Below are 19,051 nucleotides of genomic sequence, written 5' to 3'. Positions count from 1 at the left end.
GCTAGGATGATCAGCTATTTAAGTGAATTGGTATTAAAACAGTGCTTCTAACGCTTGTGACAGCGAACTTACCCCTATCACTTCCATACCTTCAATTTGCTCTTTTGGTTTATTAGCTATCGGCACAATAGCGCGTTTAAAGCCATGCTTTGCCGCTTCTTTTAATCGCTCAACACCACTTGGCACAGGACGAATTTCACCGCCTAGACCCACTTCACCAAATACCACTAATTCGCGTGCCAGTGAGGCATTTTTAAAACTTGAAACAAGCGCGGTAATAAGGGCTAAATCGGCGCTGGTTTCAGTAACTTTTACACCACCCACCACGTTAACAAATACATCTTGATCAGATACTTGCAAGCCACCATGGCGGTGCAGTACTGCTAGTAACATCGCCAAGCGGTTCTGTTCAAGGCCAACCGTAACGCGCCTTGGGTTACCAAGCTGCGAATAATCTACCAATGCTTGCACCTCAACCAGTAGCGGCCGTGTACCTTCCCAAATCACCATTACTAGCGAACCTGGTGTTTGCTCGTCTGAACGATTTAAGAAAATTGCCGATGGGTTACTGACTTCTTTTAAGCCTTGCCCTGTCATGGCAAATACGCCTAATTCATTTACCGCACCAAAACGGTTTTTGTTGCCACGCAGCGTTCTAAAGCGGCTATCGCTGCTACCTTCAAGTAAAATAGAACAGTCAATACAATGCTCTAGCACTTTCGGACCAGCCAAAGAACCATCCTTAGTAACATGGCCAACCATAATAATCGCCACTTGGTTTTGCTTGGCAAAACGCGTCAAATAAGCAGCACCTTCTCGAACTTGCGATACACTGCCCGGCGCCGACTGAATATCGGCCATATGCATTACCTGAATTGAGTCAATAACCATGATTTGCGGCTTTTCTCTGAGCGCTAATTGGCAAATCGTTTCTACATTGGTTTCAGCGAGGGTTTTCAGTTTATCTGTGGGTAAACCAAGGCGTTTTGCTCGCATTGCCACCTGCTGCAGTGATTCTTCACCGGTAACGTACAAGGTATTCATATTTTGTGCGAGCAAACACATGGTTTGTAGCAGTAAGGTACTTTTACCTGCACCTGGAGAACCACCAATTAAAATTGCACTACCCGGCACCACACCGCCACCCAGTACGCGGTCAAATTCAGCAAAGCCTGTTGTAAAACGTGGCAATTGTTCAAGATTAACCTCATCTAAGGTTTGCACCTTAGCTTCAATCGCGCCCGCATAACCGGCTGTTGCGCCGCCACTTCTTGGTGTTTGCTTAATTGATGGCACACGAAATTCAGTCACCGTATTCCACGCTTTACATTCACCACATTGACCTTGCCAACGGGCGAATTCTGCGCCACACTCACTGCAAACAAATGCAGTTTTATTTTTAGCCATAAAAACCGACTCTTATAAATTTGTACGCAATATGCACCTAACACTCGTTAAATCAATGTTTCTTGCTAGGATACTGGTATAGTAATTGCTTCAGTTAATAAATCACGCTTCACCGCTAAATGCGACAAGCTAAAATCAAAATTGTTTGATATCTTAACCTATTCAAGCAAGTAGAATAATAAAAATTAAGGAACAATCCGTTTTTATGGCTGAAGATGTATTGATAAAGTATCAATCGCTTATTGAAGAGCTCAAGCGCGACTTGGGACGCCCTAATTTTGATGCGATTTTTACTAAAAAAACCAAAACATTAAGCAGTTCGGAACGGTTCCTTATAAAAATGGAAATGAACCGTCTACTTCAGCCAATCAATCGCTTTATTGATTTACGCGGACAAGTAACCGGTGATGTGCGCGCCTACAGCTATAACGGCAAGCAGCACTTTATGGATGAAATTGCCATCAATGTATTTGAGGCAGGAATTCGCCGCTACAAACGCTACACCCTTGCCGTTTATGAAGCGGTAATGAACACCGAAAACAATCACAAAGTAATGCAGCGCAAAGCGCAAGAGCGTGGCGAGCTTGCCCCTCAACCAGTTGGCAGCAGCGAGAAAAAAGAAGAAAAGCCCAGCGTCAATTGGGTATCTTTTGCCTCATACGAGTCGCGTTCAGAAGAACGCATGAATTACTCAATTAAAGTAAAACTGTTTTTACCCTCCGGCAGCGAAATTGAAGCATCTACGTCGGATATTTCCGTCAGCGGTTGTAAAGTTAAACTCTATTCGCGCTACCAAGTGCGTAAAGGCGAAACCATTCGCATGCGCCTAATGGGTTTAGAGCAAGACTTTGAGTTAGGGCTTAAAAACGGTTTGGAATACGAAGTGGTTGCCGTTGAGTCGGTCAATGCAGAGCTGAATCATGTGCGTATGAAACGCACCTTCAGCGATGACAACAAAACCATAGATGAATTTTTAAAAAGCTTTATTCACGGCAATAAGCGCCGTTATAAAGTCAATCTAGATAACACCCTTGATGCCGTTGTTGTAAAAGGTTATGAGCAATATTATTTGCCGCGTGTTGCCTCACTGTTTGTATTTTTAAGCGTTAAAGATGCCCGCGTTATTCCGAATATAGTGCTGTCTAACGAAAATAATTTAAATGTTGCGCGCTATTTTAACGATGAAAATCGCAACTCAGTACTGCCACAAATATTAAATTCAGCCCGCATTAACCAATTACAAAACACCCCAGGTGATGTTAAGCAAATAAATTTATACTGCTTCACACATACTAATAACGGTAAGATTTTCTATTATTCAGCAAGCGAGAGCGAGCTAAATAACACTCCGAATTTACGTAATTTATTTTGGGGCTTTGCCAGCCAAAAGCCGAGCTTTAGAGTGTTCAATGTACAGTTAATGCCATGCTCGAGCGAAGACAGTTATATTCCTTTATCCTTGCCAGACAGTGCTAGCAGCGAAGTTGCTAAACTCAATAAACCACCTTCTCCGCGTGTGCAAGGCATTGTAAAAGATACCAAGTATTTATTGTTGTTAACTGACATCACCAGTGCATCGTCAAGCGATACGTTAAAGAAAATTACATTTGATAAAAGCCATGTTAATCACTTAAAACAATATGGTCATCAAAAACTGCGCAGCTACCCAGATGTTGAGTTTGTAGCACTTGATTATATTAACTTGCGCAACGAAACACGCTATTTATACAAAACCCCCATTCAATTGGAACAAGAAGAAAAAGGCGAGCTAACAGGTCACACATTGGATTTCTCGGTGAATGGCTTGCAGCTTGAGCTTGCTGCCCCTACCGATTATGAAAAAGGCGATTTACTGCTGGTCGCGTTACCTGAGTTACAAAAACTCACCAAGAAATATCAGCTGAGTAAATTAGCCTATGAAGTAATGGCAGTTAGTAAAACCAAAACAGTTGTAAATTTACGCACCTATAAACCAACTACCGATATGGAGCATCAAGGCTCACGCTTTTTTAATCAGTTAATTGAAAACAATAAATCAAAGCTTGTTGCTTCAGAAGAGTCACCCAAAACGCCGGGACTTTCGACCGCTCTGCGTAATATGGTGACGAAAAATGTCTGCCAATTTCCGTTTTATTTGCACAAGCGTGGCTCTCAAATCAAAGTTGGTGCCATTGCGAAAGGCCTTTACCCAAGCAGCTGTCACTTATTGCTAAGCCATATGGCCAGCTTAACTAAGAACTTTGAGTTCAAGCATTTAATTAAGCATAACGCGTTTGATAATTTAATTGGCGCACCGCTTAAAGATATGGCGCGTCATGATGCGCCGCTGCAATTTGATTTATTTGTTCGCTTACAGCCAAAAGAGCGCGATCCCGATAAAGCACTGGTTACTGAATTACTTGACTGCAAACAAGTTAATAACCGTAAAACCTTTGTTGCAGCAAGTGTTAGAGAAGATCTGTTCTTTGCCTTTCGTTTATATATTTCGCGTACTGGCCGACCAGATACCGATTATATTGCCAAAGAGTTAGGTTATATCAGCCAATATGCGCAACACAAAGCAAAAGACTTAGAAGAAGAGTTGTGGTCGGTTATTGGTGTAGGTGATGCACTTGATATCACACAGGAAGTTTTAACCCGTTATGCCATTGCGCCAGACGTGCAAAGCAACCTTAATAAACGCAAAGTGCTTTGGTCTAAAACAGCGCAATACCAATTAAGCAATTTATTTGAGTAGATCTATTTAATTAGATTTAAAGCACTGTCTTTTATATTTAGCCTGAATTAGTAACACTAAATCAGGCCGTGTTTCGCTTATTTATTCAGGCAACTAATAAAATAAAGCACCTGCAATAAACTGCCAAAATTAACGGCCACATCTGCCGTCTCAGCAACAAGAGGCTTACCATGAACCGCAACCCCAAGGCCACTTGCCGCCATCATCACTAAGTCATTTGCACCATCGCCCATTGCCATCGTTTGCGACTTATCAATATTAAGCTCTTTGGCATATTGCGTTAAAAAACGTGCTTTTTCGTCGGCATCAACAATTGTGCCCAACACCTTACCGGTAAGCGTTTTGCCATTATCTTCTAAGGTATTAGCGTGAATCGCATCAAGTTCAAGTAATGTTTGCACACGCTCAGCAAATGGAATAAAACCGCCTGATGCAATGGCAAGCGTCCATCCGTTCGCTTTTAAATGCTGACACAGTGCTTTTACGCCTGGCATTAACGGTAGGTTATCTTTAAGCTCTGCCATTAACTCAAGCGACACACCTTCTAATTTTGCAACGCGTTTTCGCAGGCTTTCAGAGAAGGGTAATGCCCCTTGCATTGCTTGGCGAGTAACACTGGCCACTTCGTCATACACATTGGCTAAACGGGCAATTTCATCGATGCATTCAATTTGAATAGCGGTTGAGTCCATGTCCATGACTAACAAACCAGGTTGGTTAATTGTTGGTGCATTTGCAAATACATTAACTTCTAACGCTTGATTTGGCGCCAAAAAGTCACTCAGCTGTTTTTTTACAGCTGCTACATTTGCGCTAACTTTTAAGCCCAACGCACTGGATAAGTCTGGGTGAGGTGCAATTTTTGCAACCGCTGCCACAGGCAGCGCTGAAAGCGAGGTTAATAACGCGCTGCTTGGTTCAAGCTGTGACTGCAATGTAGAAAGCAAAACAAAACATGTTTCACTTGGCTCATTGGACTCTGCAACTGAATGCCATTTATTATTCTCTAAGTTTGAGAAAAACTGCTCAAACTCCACCATACTTTCAAACATATGTGACACGCTCACTACTCGACTTATGTGTTGTTGCAATTTAACCAAGAAAAAAGCACACTGTCCAAAAGGCATTGAGCAAAATGAAAAAAAACCAAGACCGCAATCCGGCTTTCGCCTCAACATACCAAAGAATATCGCGCTTAATGATTGCTGCGATATGCTTTATTGCGCTTACCCATATTGGTTTTAACACTAGCTTTAAAGGCCACCAAATACTTAACAATCAAAGCCAAACCACAGCGCAAGGGCTAGCTAAGCAGTTGGCATTAAGTGCTCGATTTGCCATCAAAGATCAAGATACCCAAGCGTTAACGCGCCTAGTTAATAACTTTGCACAAGATGAATTTATTCAAACTGCCGCTGTGTTTGATAAGTTTGGTAATTTACTGTCGCAAAGCGATTTTGCGGCGTCTTATCAAGATTTATTAAAAACCCCAAATGCGCTACCCGGTTTATCTAAACTAGCGACACCGATTATTGATGATGTGTTTGTTGAGGGTGAACGCGTCGGCTTTGTTAGGCTTACCTATACTTTTCCGGCCGCCATCCGCGACGGTCATGATTACCTGCATGAAGTAAGCAAGCAAATTGCCCTTATGTTGATTTTAAGTGTGGTATTAACTTGGGTATTAGCGCGTAAAATCAAGCGCTGGCAGGTTAAACGTTATATTCGCAATACTGAGCAAGACGAAGAGTAAAGCTGCTCGGCAAGCATTATTCGGGCGCTTTGTGTCTCGATACCTTTTAATTCGCACAACTCATCAAATACCCGCGTTATCTGCGACGGTGTATTGCGCTCACCTTGAAAACCATAAAGCGGCATTGAAGGCGCATCGGTTTCTAGCACTAAGTTTTCAATCGGCATACTGGCAATCACATCCCGTGTTTTTTGCGCACGCGCGTACGTAATTGTGCCACCAACGCCTAACTTAAAGCCTTGTTCAACATAGTAATTAGCCACCTGCGCTGAGCCACTAAACGCATGAATAATACCGCCACATTTTGGTTTTAGTGTTTTAAACGCTTCGGCAATTAAGTCGTGACTTTTGCGATGATGCACCACCAGCGGCAATGACAACTGATTAGCAAGCTCAATATGCTGTAGAAAAAGTTGCTGTTGGTAATCGAGCTTGTCGATACTGCGGTCGATACCGCACTCACCGATTGCCACCAATGAGTCGCGATGTTTTTCAGCAAGGATTGCAAGGCGTTCAAAGTCGCCCTGTTGATGCTCACTTAAAAAATATGGGTGTAACCCAAGGGCTTTGTAAAACGTAATGTCTTGGGTATTCTCAAGGGAAAGTAGTTTAGCGCTTTGTGCAAGCGTTACGCCCGGTATCAGCAGACGCGACACATTACATGTAGTCGCATCAGCTAACACCTTGGAGCGATCATCTTCAAACTCATCAAAGTCGATATGACAGTGCGTATCAAAAAACGCCATATTATGGATTTAAGCGCTGCTTAGTCCACACGCCATCTTCAAGTTTATACATAAAGCGGTCGTGTAATCGGTTTGCACCACCTTGCCAAAACTCAATTTGATGCGGTTCAATGCAGTAACCCCCCCAAAACGACGGCAGTGGCACTTCGCCTTCACTAAACTTATTTTTAATTTGCTGGAATTTTTCCATTAGCACTTTACGCGATGACACTGGGCGACTTTGTGCTGATGCCCACGCCGCAAGCTGGCTCTCTTTTGGACGCGATAAAAAGTACTTAGTCACCGCCAAATTGGATAATGGCTTTGCCGTACCATAAACAATAACTTGGCGCTCCAAGCTGTGCCATGGGAAATGTAAACTCACCTTGTTATTGCCTGCAATTTCCTGCGCCTTGCGCGACTCAGTATTGGTAAAAAAGACAAACCCATTTGGATTTACATCTTTTAATAACACAATGCGCTGCGACGGCTGACCATTGCTATCTACCGTTGCAACAACCATAGCTGTTGGGTCATCTAGCTTAGCATCTACCGCTAACTGCAACCACGATTCAAACTGCTCAATTGGATTGGCTAACAGCTTCTCTTCAGACAAACCATCCTTTAAATACTCACGGCGAATATCATCAATTTTCATCATCTTTTCCAAAAGATATCGTATAAGCTTATGGTAAACAGATACGTGTGAAATACCAATAAAGATTGGTTATATAGTTGATTTAAAATAAAGGGTTGGGGTTAGATAGTTGCCAAAGTGTTCATCATCTTCATCTCGACAGCAGTGTAATTTGACAGCATATTTGTCGCGCTGGCGACGACAGCCAAAGGGCGGCATGCGCCGGCCTCCCTTTGGAATCCCTCGGCGCCCCAAAATCAAACTGGTTCTTCAAACACTCTTTAAATGTGAACATAAACGCCATGAATCGGCATCCATGCCTAAGCATGGCTTGCTCGACCGCTGCGCTCCCCGTCTCGCATTATTCATTTAAATTGTATTTTCAGGTTTGATTAATGAGTGAGGGAGTAAAGCTTAACACTGTCTGTTTTGGGCTGTTATGTGCCATAAGCGGCCAGTCGTAACGCCTAATGAAGGTGTGAGGCACACCATACCGATGTTTCCGCATGCCACCTTGATCACTAAAACCACCGCATAGTAAAAAAGCCACGCGTGCCGAATCGCTCTTAAATTGTTTGTTATGTTTTACGAGCTCAGAAACTAATTCTCATGTCTAACTTCTCCCGTAACTTTTGTCAACCTCAAAGCTAAAGCAATTGCAATAAAAAATGGGGATAGGAGATACAATATTTGCTCAAACGTATTCTTAAAAGAGTTACTTTTTATTTCTAACCATGATTCTCTGTGTAAATTGTATATAGGTATCTCACGCTGTAACCACTCGTAATCCCCTAAAAGCTCTGAACTATCAAGTTTTGGTATAGGCAAATCATCAATTTTCACTTCAGGATAACTTTCTTGATTTAAATCAGAAAAAAATAACTCAGTTTCTTTCCTCCATTCACACGCTGAAGAGAATCGGTCTTTATTTAGTGCATAATCCTTCTTATCTGAGTCGTTATCAAACATCTTAAATACATTGCATTCGTAAGTACTTTCAGCATCTTTAGAAAGTCTATCAGCCACATTCCAGAATGTTTCCATGTGTGACTCTTGAATTAATTTATCTTGAGAAACTTGGCTTATACGCACATCAGAAGCTAAAGATATTAAACCAATGAATGACATACAAAACCAGATGTAATCGACTTGCTTCCATTGTTTTTTACTTAGGTTTTTTTTAAAAACTAAGAAATAATGAAATAAGCCAAGGAATACTATAAACACCAAAAGCAACTGAAAAATATTATACACAATTTATTTTCTCGATTATTACTTCATAATAAGTAACAGGAAACACAACAGTGTATTAGTGAGAACTCCCGGTTATCCCAAATTGAATATCGTCCATGAATTCTAAACACCAATACGTTTTATTTAAATATATTAATAGGTTATCAACTTTAATTTAAACACTCAATGGTTCTTTGACTTGGAGAAAACGAGAATTGGCATAACCGAGAAATTTTATGAACTCGCTATGTAAAAAATGAGCGTAATTAAAAGATTTAAATTCAACTCGTTATAATTTCATAAATGAGATAGCCGAGAATGTTTATAATTTACATAGCGAGCCGATTGATAAAATGATTGGCGCATTCACTTATAACTGTATTGATATACATAAAATTTAAAATAGTTATCGTGAGTGGGTTACAAAAACTTCCAACTACTGTTCCTCGCTCGAAGCTGTTTTAGAGCAATTAAGTATGTTATGGGCCTGAATTAATAATTCATCCGTGAAGCTTGGTTCCATAGGTCATCCATGATCTCACTTCCTCAAGCTGCGAAGCGGTGCTTCGGTCTTTTGTCACCCCTTTAATCAAACCTGAAAATATAATTTAAATGAATAATGCGAGACAGGGAGCGAAGCGAGTCGAGCAAGCCATGTACAACAAGGACGTTGCTTCATGGCGTTTATGTTCACATTTAAATTATGTTTGAAGAATCAGTTTGATTTCTGGGGGCGTCGGGGGAATCCAAAGGGGGGCCGGCGTTAGCTCCCTTTTGGCTGCTGTCGCCAGCGCGACAACCATGTTTCAGAATGACTTTAGAGCCAATGATAAGCTCCAAAGTTAAAACAAATTCCTAAAAATAGACGAAAATATAATTCGGAAATCAAAGAAAGGAAATTTCAGTGCCATTTGCAAACTAGTTTGCATTTAGACAAGAAAGGTTTTTAATCTAGCCCCATGAGCATAGCCTGCTATGTGATTGGGGTAGATTAAAAACCTGACGCAGTATTAATCGAAATAGGAAGCAAAGTCCTACAAATAGGCGAGAAATTGACAAGGCACATAAAGCTTTTTAGCCGCTGAGCATACTTTAGTATGTGATTCGATAAAAAGCTTTATGTAACGCTGTCAAAGCGAAGCATATGCAGTAGGTTACATTTGCTCCATTACTTCGATGCCTAGCAGATCCAAACCTTTTGCCAATGTCTTCGCCACTAAATTACACAGCATTAAGCGGCTTTCTTTAGTTGCTGGCTCAACACCGTCTTTTAGTACCGGACATGCTTCATAGAAGCTCATGTATAGGCTTGCAAGCTCATATAAGTAGCTACATAAAACGTGCGGTGTCGCCTCACCAATCATTTGGTCTAGCACTTCTTCAAACTGGATTAGTTTAATTGCTAACGCTTTTTCTTGTGCTTCAACAATTGAAATTGGTGCATTTAAGCTTGCTGCGTCAATACCTGCTTTACGGAAGATACTGCGCACACGCGTGTATGCATACTGTAAGTAAGGCGCTGTTGCACCTTCAAAGCTCAGCATGGTATCCCAGTTAAAGATATAGTCGCTGGTACGATTCTTAGAAAGATCCGCGTATTTCACAGCACCAATACCTACTTTACGAGCGATTTCAGCGCGTTCTTCAACGCTTAGGTCTGATTCGCGCTCTGCTAGCTTGTCAGTTGCACGGCTTACTGCTTCTTCTAGAAGTTCAGCTAGTTTAACTGTGCCACCAGTACGCGTTTTAAATGGTTTACCATCTTCACCCATCATGGTGCCGAATGGGCAGAACTCATATGTTGTTTCGTCACGTAACAGGCCAGCTTTACGTGCTGTTAATTCAACTTGGCTGAAGTGAAGACTTTGACGCGCATCTACAAAGATTAAAATACGATCTGCGCCGAGTTTGTTAGAACGGTAATCACACGCTGCTAAGTCGGTAGTTGCATATAAGAAGCCACCACCTGATTTTTGCACGATAAATACAGATGGCTCACCGTCTTTATTTGCAAGCTCATCAAGGAATACCACTTGTGCGCCTTGGTCTTCAACGGCAATGCCTTTTTCTTTAAGTAGTGCAATAACACCTTGTAGCGCATCGTTATATGCACTTTCAGCTTTAATATCTTCTGGCTTAAGGGTAACGTTTAGCTTTGCGTACACTTCTTCAGAGTGTTTTACTGAGGTATCAATAAACAGTTTCCACAGCTTTTCACAGTGTGCATCGCCACCTTGTAGCTTAACTACGTAGTCACGTGCTTTATCAGCAAAACCGTCTTCATCGTCAAAACGTTTTTTCGCATCGCGGTAGAAGGTTTCTAAATCAGCTAACGCAACTGATTCAAGATCAACACCTTGGTTAAGTAAGTCTTCTAGGTGCGCAATCAGCATACCAAACTGCGTACCCCAATCACCTACGTGATTTTGACGGGTAACGGAGTCGCCGCGGAACTCAAGTGCACGTACTACCGCATCACCGATAATGGTTGAGCGTAAATGACCAACGTGCATTTCTTTTGCAAGATTTGGCGATGAGTAATCTACTACCACGTTTTGTGCGCTAGCATGCTCAGCCACACCCAGTTTTTCATCTTGGTTTGCAGATGAAAGCGTGTCTGCTAAAAACTCTGGCTTTAAGTGAATATTAATAAAACCTGGGCCGGCAATTTCAGTTTGCGAAGCAATATCGCTAACATCTAGATTGTCGATAATTTTTTGTGCAAGTTCACGCGGATTCGTTTTTAACTTTTTCGCAGCGCCCATTGCACCATTAATTTGGTAATCACCAAACTGCGGGCGCGTACTTTGCGTTACCGCTGGGTTGGTATCTTCTGGTAAGCCTGCTGCAACCATTGCTGCAACGGCTTTTTCTACTAATATCTGACGAATATTCATTCTCTATTTCCTGTTACACACCGCTTAGGAGTAATCTCAACCAAGCCATGTCATTTTTATTCGTTTTTAAAACTGACAACATCACACAACACGTTATCAATGTAACTTAACTTTTTTACTAAATAAATGTTGCGAGAGCGAAGCAGCTGAGTATTTTTCGCTAGGAGTTTAGTCCGCTAAAAAACTAACGAAAAATACGATAGCAATGACGCTATCACTCATCTTTCCATCGGCAATTTATCAATTGTTGTAACGCAGCCGCCGAAGTTTTGGGCGTTAGGAGTTTAGTCCGCTAAATGACTAATGCCAAAACTGACGGCAATAAAGTTACAACACTTTGATAATAAGCCGATTAGTGTTCACGCGTCTGGTGGAACTCAACTTCCGGATAACGCTCTTGCGACAAGTTTAAGTTAACACGTGTTGGTGCGATATAAGTTAGGTTATCACCACCATCGAGTGCTAAATTTACTTCGCACTTACGGCGGAATTCTTCTAGCTTTTTCGCATCATCACAGGTTACCCAGCGCGCTGTCGCAACACTTACACCTTCGTACATGGCGTCTACGTTGTATTCTGCTTTTAAACGCGCTACAACTACATCAAACTGAAGCACACCTACCGCACCTACAATTAAGTCGTTATTTTGCAGCGGTCTAAATACCTGTACTGCACCTTCTTCCGAAAGCTGGATAAGGCCTTTAAGTAGCTGCTTTTGCTTAAGCGGGTCGCGTAAGCGAATACGACGGAATAATTCTGGCGCAAAGTTTGGAATACCGCTGAACTTAATTTTTTCACCTTGCGTGAAGGTGTCACCAATTTGAATCGTACCATGGTTGTGAAGACCAATAATGTCACCAGCGTAAGCTTCTGCTGCACGCTCACGGTCACCAGCCATAAAGGTTACCGCATCTGAAATGCTTACCTTTTTACCAATACGTACATGATCCATTTTCATACCTTGCTCATACTTGCCTGATACAATACGCATAAAGGCAATACGGTCACGGTGTTTCGGGTCCATGTTTGCTTGGATTTTAAATACGAAGCCTGAGAACTTTTCTTCTTCAGCAGTAACGAGGCGGTCATCTGTTTGACGCGGCTGTGGTGCTGGTGCCCACTTTGTTAAACCGTCAAGCATATGGTCAACACCAAAGTTACCAAGTGCGGTACCAAAGAATACAGGTGTTAATTCACCTGCTAGGAAAAGTTCTTGGTCAAATTCGTGCGATGCACCCACTACTAGCTCAAGTTCTTCGCGCAATAACTCGGCCAGTTCTTCACCCACGGCGGCGTCAAGCTCTGGGTTATCTAACCCTTTAACAATACGCACTTCTTGAATTGTATGGCCTTGACCTGTTTGGTATAAAATCGTTTCATCGCGATGAATATGGTAAACACCTTTAAACTCTTTACCACAGCCAATTGGCCACGTAACCGGAGCACACGCGATGTTTAGTTCACTTTCAACTTCGTCCATTACTTCCATTGGGTCACGGATATCACGGTCGAGTTTGTTCATAAAAGTAACAATAGGCGTATCACGAAGACGCGTTACTTCCATTAGCTTACGGGTACGGTCTTCTACACCTTTCGCAGCGTCAATTACCATTAGGCACGAGTCAACCGCTGTGAGTGTACGATATGTATCTTCCGAGAAGTCTTCGTGTCCTGGGGTATCCAGTAGGTTTACCAAACAGTCGTTGTACGGGAATTGCATAACAGAGGTAGTAACCGAGATACCACGCTCTTTTTCCATTTCCATCCAGTCTGATTTAGCATGTTGATTCGAACCACGACCTTTTACTGTACCTGCTTTTTGCAGAGCTTGTCCGAAAAGAAGTACCTTTTCAGTAATGGTTGTTTTACCCGCATCCGGGTGGGAGATAATCGCAAAGGTGCGACGTTTGCCAACTTCAGTTGAAATACTGGACATGAATACCCGCCAATCGCTTAAAATTCAAGGTTAAAAATGGGGCGAAATTATACCTGTTTCACCACTTTAATAGCAATTAAAGCAGCGTGAATAAGTAGGATTTTTTCGTTTACATGCATCACTGTGCCATTAAAAAATTACTGTCTTCGCAAGAAATCCTCATGTTAGAATGATTAACTATGTCTAATATGTTGGTTTTCTTTAAATTTAACCACGCATATTGAATTGATATCCATATATGGCAAGGGAGAACGTAAGTGCCAGATCACGACTTCATTATTAAACTGCAGCAACTCAGTTTTCGATACAAAAGTAATGATGTCGATACGCTTAATAATCTTTCTCTTGCGATAAAGCCAGGTGAATGCGTTGGTTTAATTGGGCCAAATGGTGCGGGTAAATCGACCTTAATCTCGATTATTACTGGCTTACTCAGTGCTCAAACAGGCTCTGTTTGCTATGGCGATAACGCTACTCCACGACAATTTATCAAACAACAGTTGGCACTTGTGTCGCAAGAATACGCTTTTTATGAGCGCCTTACGGTTCAGCAAAATCTAGCGTATTTTGCCAGTTTACTAAAAACGAATAACTGCGATGAGTTAGTTACAAACACCTTAGCCCAATGCCAACTGAGTCACGTAAGCAGTAAAAAGGCCGATAATTTATCAGGTGGCTATAAACGCCGTTTAAACTTGGCGATTGCACTGTTAAAACAGCCTAGCGTATTAATTTTAGATGAACCAACGGTAGGAATTGACCCGGTTTCTCGTGAGCTAATTATGCAGCTACTTGCCACATTAAAACAGCAAGGCACAACCATTATTTACACCTCGCATTTACTTACCGAAGTAGAGCAAATTTGCGATACAATTTATGGTTTAAAGCGTGGTGAACTTATTCATATAACAGCTCACAGTGAAAACGCACCACTGCAAATTAGCTTTGAAAGTGCATTGTGCGACGATGCCATCGCAGGCATTACTGCGTTATTACCAAATACACAATTAAACTCACCAAGCCAAATTGAAATAAGCTCGTGCAAAGAACCGCTTGCTTTGCTCGCACAGCTTAGCCAAGTTTCATTACCGCCTATTAGTGAAATCAATTATTCAACACTGCACCTCGAAAACTACTATAAAGAGCTGTTTACAGAACTATGATTAAAGCGAGTATCATTAAAGAATTCCGGCTTATTTTTAGCGACTTACATAGCCTAGCTGTGCTCTTTTTAATGCCGATTAGCTTTATGTTGATTATGACATTTGCACTGAGTAATAAAGCGGAAGATTTAACTAAATCAATTAATTTAAACATCACCCAGCAGGATAGCAATTTGGCAGAATCGCTGCTCAAAGCCTATTTAAGTGATGTGGGATTTAGCCAAGATATAAACCAACAAGCCGATGTCACTCTTGAGCTTGCCACAGGCTTTGAAAGCGCCCTATTTGCTGATCAGGCAAATTCTGTGATCACTTTTAGCCATGCAACTAGCTTATCACCTCAGATGACCAGCTTAGCAAAGCAACATTTGCAAATTGCTTTGGCGAAAGTAAAACTCCATATTTACTTACTCGATGCCGGGCAATTATCTGAGTCCATGCCACTTGCAGAACAAATGTCACGAGTGAGCGAGCAAACCAACCAATTAAAGTTGGTGTCGTTTAAGCGCGAAGAAAACTACCAAGCAGTACAGCACAGTATTCCATCTTGGTTAGTATTTGGTGTGTTTTTTATTGTTTTGCCGATTTCAATTACGCTTATTAGTGAAAGCCAAAACGGTACGTTATTGCGCGTTACCACCTTTCCAATTTCAAATACCGCATATTTTTCGGCCAAACTATTGGCGTTTTATTTAGTCAGCTTTACGCAAGCGATTGTGCTGATGATTATTGGCTTTACGGTTATACCTAAATTAGTCGATGCACCTAGCCTTAACGTATTGCAGCTCGTGCCCGCCCTTCCTTTATTAGCCGTAACCTGTGCCACCGCCGTGACCTTTGGCGCGGTTATCGCAAGCCAAATAAAAAGCCATGAACAAGCGATTGTAATAGGCGGCGGCACTAACATTTTACTTGCGGCGATTAGTGGCTTAATGGTGCCTCTAGACATCATGCCAAAGGCGATGCAAACTATAGCGCAGCTTTCGCCTATGCACTGGGCGCAATCAGGACTTAAAAATTTATTTATCTCAGACTCGGACGTACTCAGCTTAACCACTGCCCTACCTTTAATTATCTTTTCAGTGATTTGTGGTGTATTGGCACTGTGGCTATTCGAGTTAAAAGTTAGGAAATTACAATGGAAATAGAAGAATTAAAAAACAAACTTAAACAACTTATTGTTGAAGAGTGTGACAAGGAAGATGAGATAGAATGGCACGAAATCGAAGATGACGCGCCGCTGTTTGGCAATGACTCTAAAGTCGGTTTAGATTCACTTGATGCCCTACAACTTGCTTTAATTATCAAACAAAACTTTGGTATTCGTGTTGAAAGTTCAAAAGAAAGTCGTAAAGACCTTTACTCAATAAACACCATAGTTGCACTTATTGAACGCGAAAAAAGTAAAGACCTTGCCTAGTTATATTATTGCTTCTGATTCATGGTCGGCCTGTGGCCGCGGCAATGAATTACACTTTTCCACAACGCAGTTTCAAACAGTAAAAACGGCAGAGCAAATTGACGTGCCGTTTTTTGCAATGCAAAATTTACCTGTTGATACCAGCGAAAAGCGTATTCTTTCATCGCTCTCAAGTGTTGTAGGCAATGCTGTAAAAAAAGCAGGATTAACTGCTGAACAACTTGCCAATACAGCAATTATTCTCGGTTCAACCAGCTTAGATGTCAGTGCGGTAGAAGCCAAACCTGAGCAAACTATTTGGCTTACAAATACCGACCGTTTAAGTGGTTATTTAAAGCAGCAGTTTGCTACTTCTGACTTACACCTAACCATCAACACAGCATGCACTGCGGGCACTAACGCGGTTATTTTAGCCGACCAGTTGCTAAACCAAAATAAAGCGCAATATGTCATTGTTGTTGGTTGTGAGTTTTACAACCCGCTAACAGTAGAAGGCTTTTATTCACTCGATTTACAAAGTAGCCAAGGGCTACGTACCTTTAGTGAGTCTCGCTCTGGGTTGGTACTTGGTGAAGGTGTTGCTGCGTTAGTTATGGCAAAACACACCACCTCACCGTCGCAATTAAAATTGGTTGGCTATGGTTCAGGCTGTGATCACTACAGTTTAACCATGACACAAGAATCTGGCGTACATATTCAAGCTATTATTGAAATGGCACTTAAAAAAGCCAACCTTGATGCTGAACAAATTGATTTAATAAAAGTACACGGCACGGCCACCTTAAATAACGATCAGGCTGAGCTAAACGCATTTAATCAATGGCTTGAGCATGCGCCTATTTTTGCCTTTAAACCTTTTACTGGCCACACCTTAGGGGCTTGTGGCGTATTAGAATTAGCATTAATGGACTACTTGCATCAGCAACAGCTTGTTATACCAAGGCCAGAATACCTAAACACAGATACGATTTTAAGACCGTTTAGTGACGCAAAACCGCTATCAAGTTACCAACATATATTACTTAATCACTGTGGTTTTGGTGGTAATAACGCGGCATTAATTGTTGAGGTGGCTTGATGACATTAAACGTACTGAACTACGCGATTGTTGACGAACCACGCGACAAAACCAATAAGCAACTGCGCCAAGAGTTGAAAAACGATTTTGCGATTAATGGACGCAGACTCGATAATTTTACATTAACCGCAATGAAAGCGGTTGCTAAAATTGCACCGAGCTTAAATAGTGAAAACCGTTACGCACTGTTTAGTGCTGCACAGTATTTTTCATTGGAATTATTGCAAAGTTTACTGCTCGATTTAGCACAAAATACACCGCTTAAACCGCTCGATTTTGTTGCAACCGTAGGCAATGCAGCAAATTACTATTTGGCAAAACAGTTCAACCTAGAAGCAACCAATTTGTTCTTAGGGTGCACCGACAACAAACTAAGTAAAACGTTGTTAGTGGCAGAACTGGATTTATCTGAGCAAAACTCCGACGCTGCAATTATTGTAATTTGGCAAGAAAGTGAAAAAACGCGCCGCTGTTACGCGCTTTTAGTTGAATTAGCACCGCAGCAAACAACAGACGTAAATACGCACGAACTAATCGCTCAATTGGATGCTGGTGCAAAAACACCATTTGTGGTGAACTAAATCACTCTATTTGAAAGATAAACGATTATTTTCGTTTATCTTTCATTAATTTGATTTGGCTTTTACTGTTTTCAGATAATTTAAAGCTGGTTTTTGCAATTTTAGGTTTGCCGCCAAATAACATAGGGTTATTGGAAAAACCTACCGCTTCTTTGGGAATACCTGCGCGAGATAAATCGAGCTTTTGATTGGCGTTTTCGTCAACATATAAACGAACTGCGTACCAAGCCGTTGGCAAGTCGTTAAAATCAACCAAGACATTTTGACCATTAATCGCAATATGCTGCTCTTGATAAGGCGTAAGCGACTGCCAATCTTTTGAATCTTGCGAAAAACCGAGTTCTGACTGAAAAAGTTGAACATGCAAAGTACCCAAAGCAGCCACATCATTTTCAACCTCGAGTGATAAGCTATTAGCGTTGGAGACAGCGCTAAATAAGGCAATCGACAAAATAATACTTCGCTTAAACATTAACATACAAAACATTGTCCAATTAAGATTCACTTAGATATTAATGTTTTATATAATAACTTCTTTTTAATGGAATAAATACTGTCTTAATAATGCGCAAAGTTCTAACTGTTAACTATTCACAAACTGGGCAACTATCAAGCATTTTGGACTCAGTTGTTAGTCCTCTCAAGGAAAATAAAGAGATTACAGTTGATCACCTAGTGATCAAACCTAAGGTGGATTTCCCCTTTCCTTGGCCGTTCGGTCAGTTCTTTCGTGTATTTCCTGAAACCGTCGCAATGGATCCAATTGAGCTAGAACCGTTTGAAACTCAATTTGAAAAATACGACTTAATTATCCTTAGTTATCAAGTGTGGTTTTTAACCCCTTCGTTACCAATTTCATCTTTCTTGCAATTACCGCAAACAAAACAGCTTTTTAAAGACACCCCTGTTGTTACATTGATCGGTTGTCGCGGCATGTGGTTATCAGCGCAAGAAAAAATGAAAAAGCTATTAGCCGATGCCGATGCAAACTTGGTCGATAACGTCGTGCTTAGCGATGACTGCGGGGCTGCATTTAGCTTTTTAGCGACACCACTTTGGATGATGACAGGAAAGAAAAAGCCACTTAGTTGGGTGCCTGCGGCAGGTGTATCACAAACAGATATCGCTGATGCAAAACGCTTTGGGTATGCTATCAGACAACGTTTGTTATTGAATGATACCCAGATTACCCGCCCAATGTTTTTTGGCATGAAAGCAGTTAAGATAAATGAAAAATTGATTGCGAGTGAACGCGTTGGCAACCATAGCTTCTCTATTTGGTCGAAAATTCTTAAAAAATTCGGCTCACAGCAAAGCTTTGGCCGTGCCGTTGGATTAAGTGTGTATGTTGTATTTTTAGTTACTTTAATCCTCACCGTCGTGCCGATTACCGCAATTATTAAAAAGCTAATAGCGCCGTTAACACGCAAAAAAATTGCAAAACAAAAAGCCTATTACGCTGAACCATCTGGAGAGTAGTACAT

General features: G+C 41.4%; 16 protein-coding genes. 8 read left to right on the top strand and 8 right to left on the bottom strand.

The window, feature by feature from the left end:
- Window positions 1-33: 33 nt before the first annotated feature.
- Window positions 34-1,407: a DNA repair protein RadA gene (radA, locus tag C2M30_RS02070; RefSeq protein WP_010561827.1), complete on the bottom strand. Its 1,374-nt coding sequence runs from the start codon at window positions 1,405-1,407 to the stop codon at window positions 34-36.
- 205 nt (window positions 1,408-1,612) lie between these two features.
- On the opposite strand from radA, the gene C2M30_RS02065 reads away from it, so the two are divergent.
- Complete coding sequence (locus C2M30_RS02065; RefSeq protein WP_105170500.1) at window positions 1,613-4,144, top strand: PilZ domain-containing protein; 2,532 nt, start codon at window positions 1,613-1,615, stop codon at window positions 4,142-4,144.
- A gap of 77 nt (window positions 4,145-4,221) precedes the next feature.
- Here C2M30_RS02065 and serB read toward each other — a convergent pair whose 3' ends face one another.
- The gene (gene serB / locus C2M30_RS02060) at window positions 4,222-5,196 is read right to left on the bottom strand and encodes a phosphoserine phosphatase SerB (protein WP_105170499.1); all 975 of its coding nucleotides are present in this window, start codon (window positions 5,194-5,196) and stop codon (window positions 4,222-4,224) included.
- A gap of 83 nt (window positions 5,197-5,279) precedes the next feature.
- Here serB and C2M30_RS02055 point away from each other — a divergent pair, with 83 nt between their 5' ends.
- The gene (locus C2M30_RS02055; protein WP_105170498.1) at window positions 5,280-5,897 is read left to right on the top strand and encodes an AhpA/YtjB family protein; all 618 of its coding nucleotides are present in this window, start codon (window positions 5,280-5,282) and stop codon (window positions 5,895-5,897) included.
- Here C2M30_RS02055 and C2M30_RS02050 read toward each other — a convergent pair.
- From C2M30_RS02050 to prfC, 5 genes are all read right to left on the bottom strand, one after another.
- Entirely contained in the window at window positions 5,864-6,643 is a 780-nt protein-coding gene (locus tag C2M30_RS02050; protein ID WP_105170497.1) for a TatD family hydrolase, read from the bottom strand. The two genes, C2M30_RS02055 and C2M30_RS02050, sit on opposite strands and share 34 nt — an antisense overlap.
- A gap of 1 nt (window position 6,644) precedes the next feature.
- Window positions 6,645-7,283, bottom strand: coding sequence for a pyridoxamine 5'-phosphate oxidase (gene pdxH, locus C2M30_RS02045; RefSeq protein WP_199775865.1), 639 nt, complete (start codon window positions 7,281-7,283; stop codon window positions 6,645-6,647).
- Between the two features lie 576 nt (window positions 7,284-7,859).
- Window positions 7,860-8,513, bottom strand: a complete 654-nt coding sequence (locus C2M30_RS02035; RefSeq protein WP_105170494.1) for a hypothetical protein — start codon at window positions 8,511-8,513, stop codon at window positions 7,860-7,862.
- A 1,133-nt stretch (window positions 8,514-9,646) separates the two neighbouring features.
- On the bottom strand, window positions 9,647-11,389 hold the full coding sequence (argS, locus tag C2M30_RS02030) for an arginine--tRNA ligase (protein ID WP_105170493.1): 1,743 nt from the start codon (window positions 11,387-11,389) through the stop codon (window positions 9,647-9,649).
- Between the two features lie 352 nt (window positions 11,390-11,741).
- Window positions 11,742-13,325, bottom strand: a complete 1,584-nt coding sequence (prfC, locus tag C2M30_RS02025) for a peptide chain release factor 3 (RefSeq protein WP_105170492.1) — start codon at window positions 13,323-13,325, stop codon at window positions 11,742-11,744.
- A gap of 257 nt (window positions 13,326-13,582) precedes the next feature.
- On the opposite strand from prfC, the gene C2M30_RS02020 reads away from it, so the two are divergent.
- Genes C2M30_RS02020 through C2M30_RS02000 form a run of 5 tightly spaced genes read left to right on the top strand, consistent with a single transcriptional unit; the run spans window position 13,583 to window position 17,567 of the window.
- Complete coding sequence (locus C2M30_RS02020; RefSeq protein WP_105170491.1) at window positions 13,583-14,488, top strand: ABC transporter ATP-binding protein; 906 nt, start codon at window positions 13,583-13,585, stop codon at window positions 14,486-14,488.
- The gene (locus C2M30_RS02015) at window positions 14,485-15,636 is read left to right on the top strand and encodes an ABC transporter permease (protein ID WP_105170490.1); all 1,152 of its coding nucleotides are present in this window, start codon (window positions 14,485-14,487) and stop codon (window positions 15,634-15,636) included. The genes C2M30_RS02020 and C2M30_RS02015 overlap by 4 nt, the downstream gene beginning before the upstream one ends.
- Window positions 15,627-15,908 (top strand): phosphopantetheine-binding protein, encoded by a 282-nt coding sequence (locus C2M30_RS02010; RefSeq protein WP_010561839.1) that lies wholly within the window; start codon window positions 15,627-15,629, stop codon window positions 15,906-15,908. Before C2M30_RS02015 ends, C2M30_RS02010 begins: the two co-directional genes overlap by 10 nt.
- Entirely contained in the window at window positions 15,901-16,986 is a 1,086-nt protein-coding gene (locus C2M30_RS02005; RefSeq protein ID WP_105170489.1) for a beta-ketoacyl synthase N-terminal-like domain-containing protein, read from the top strand. The genes C2M30_RS02010 and C2M30_RS02005 overlap by 8 nt, the downstream gene beginning before the upstream one ends.
- A complete protein-coding gene (locus C2M30_RS02000; RefSeq protein WP_105170488.1) occupies window positions 16,986-17,567 on the top strand; it encodes a hypothetical protein in 582 nt (193 codons plus the stop codon). The genes C2M30_RS02005 and C2M30_RS02000 overlap by 1 nt, the downstream gene beginning before the upstream one ends.
- A gap of 25 nt (window positions 17,568-17,592) precedes the next feature.
- Here C2M30_RS02000 and C2M30_RS01995 read toward each other — a convergent pair whose 3' ends face one another.
- Window positions 17,593-18,039, bottom strand: coding sequence for a DUF2141 domain-containing protein (locus tag C2M30_RS01995; protein ID WP_158523444.1), 447 nt, complete (start codon window positions 18,037-18,039; stop codon window positions 17,593-17,595).
- A 92-nt stretch (window positions 18,040-18,131) separates the two neighbouring features.
- On the opposite strand from C2M30_RS01995, the gene C2M30_RS01990 reads away from it, so the two are divergent.
- The gene (locus C2M30_RS01990) at window positions 18,132-19,046 is read left to right on the top strand and encodes a hypothetical protein (RefSeq protein WP_105170487.1); all 915 of its coding nucleotides are present in this window, start codon (window positions 18,132-18,134) and stop codon (window positions 19,044-19,046) included.
- Window positions 19,047-19,051: the final 5 nt, after the last annotated feature.

It is taken from the genome of Pseudoalteromonas sp. T1lg24, assembly GCF_002964745.1.
GTDB classification, from domain to species: Bacteria; Pseudomonadota; Gammaproteobacteria; order Enterobacterales; family Alteromonadaceae; genus Pseudoalteromonas; species Pseudoalteromonas spongiae.
Note: the sequence above shows the minus strand (reverse complement) of the source record. Positions and strands in the feature narration are given on the sequence as shown.

What these genes read in the sequence shown, in the direction of transcription:
- radA (WP_010561827.1), bottom strand. Translation starts at nt 1,407, where the DNA reads ATGGCTAAAAATAAAACTGCATTTGTTTGCAGTGAGTGTGGCGCAGAA.
- C2M30_RS02065 (WP_105170500.1), top strand. Translation starts at nt 1,613, where the DNA reads ATGGCTGAAGATGTATTGATAAAGTATCAATCGCTTATTGAAGAGCTC.
- serB (WP_105170499.1), bottom strand. Translation starts at nt 5,196, where the DNA reads ATGTTTGAAAGTATGGTGGAGTTTGAGCAGTTTTTCTCAAACTTAGAG.
- C2M30_RS02055 (WP_105170498.1), top strand. Translation starts at nt 5,280, where the DNA reads ATGAAAAAAAACCAAGACCGCAATCCGGCTTTCGCCTCAACATACCAA.
- C2M30_RS02050 (WP_105170497.1), bottom strand. Translation starts at nt 6,643, where the DNA reads ATGGCGTTTTTTGATACGCACTGTCATATCGACTTTGATGAGTTTGAA.
- pdxH (WP_199775865.1), bottom strand. Translation starts at nt 7,283, where the DNA reads ATGATGAAAATTGATGATATTCGCCGTGAGTATTTAAAGGATGGTTTG.
- argS (WP_105170493.1), bottom strand. Translation starts at nt 11,389, where the DNA reads ATGAATATTCGTCAGATATTAGTAGAAAAAGCCGTTGCAGCAATGGTT.
- prfC (WP_105170492.1), bottom strand. Translation starts at nt 13,325, where the DNA reads ATGTCCAGTATTTCAACTGAAGTTGGCAAACGTCGCACCTTTGCGATT.
- C2M30_RS02015 (WP_105170490.1), top strand. Translation starts at nt 14,485, where the DNA reads ATGATTAAAGCGAGTATCATTAAAGAATTCCGGCTTATTTTTAGCGAC.
- C2M30_RS02010 (WP_010561839.1), top strand. Translation starts at nt 15,627, where the DNA reads ATGGAAATAGAAGAATTAAAAAACAAACTTAAACAACTTATTGTTGAA.
- C2M30_RS02000 (WP_105170488.1), top strand. Translation starts at nt 16,986, where the DNA reads ATGACATTAAACGTACTGAACTACGCGATTGTTGACGAACCACGCGAC.
- C2M30_RS01995 (WP_158523444.1), bottom strand. Translation starts at nt 18,039, where the DNA reads ATGTTTAAGCGAAGTATTATTTTGTCGATTGCCTTATTTAGCGCTGTC.
- C2M30_RS01990 (WP_105170487.1), top strand. Translation starts at nt 18,132, where the DNA reads ATGCGCAAAGTTCTAACTGTTAACTATTCACAAACTGGGCAACTATCA.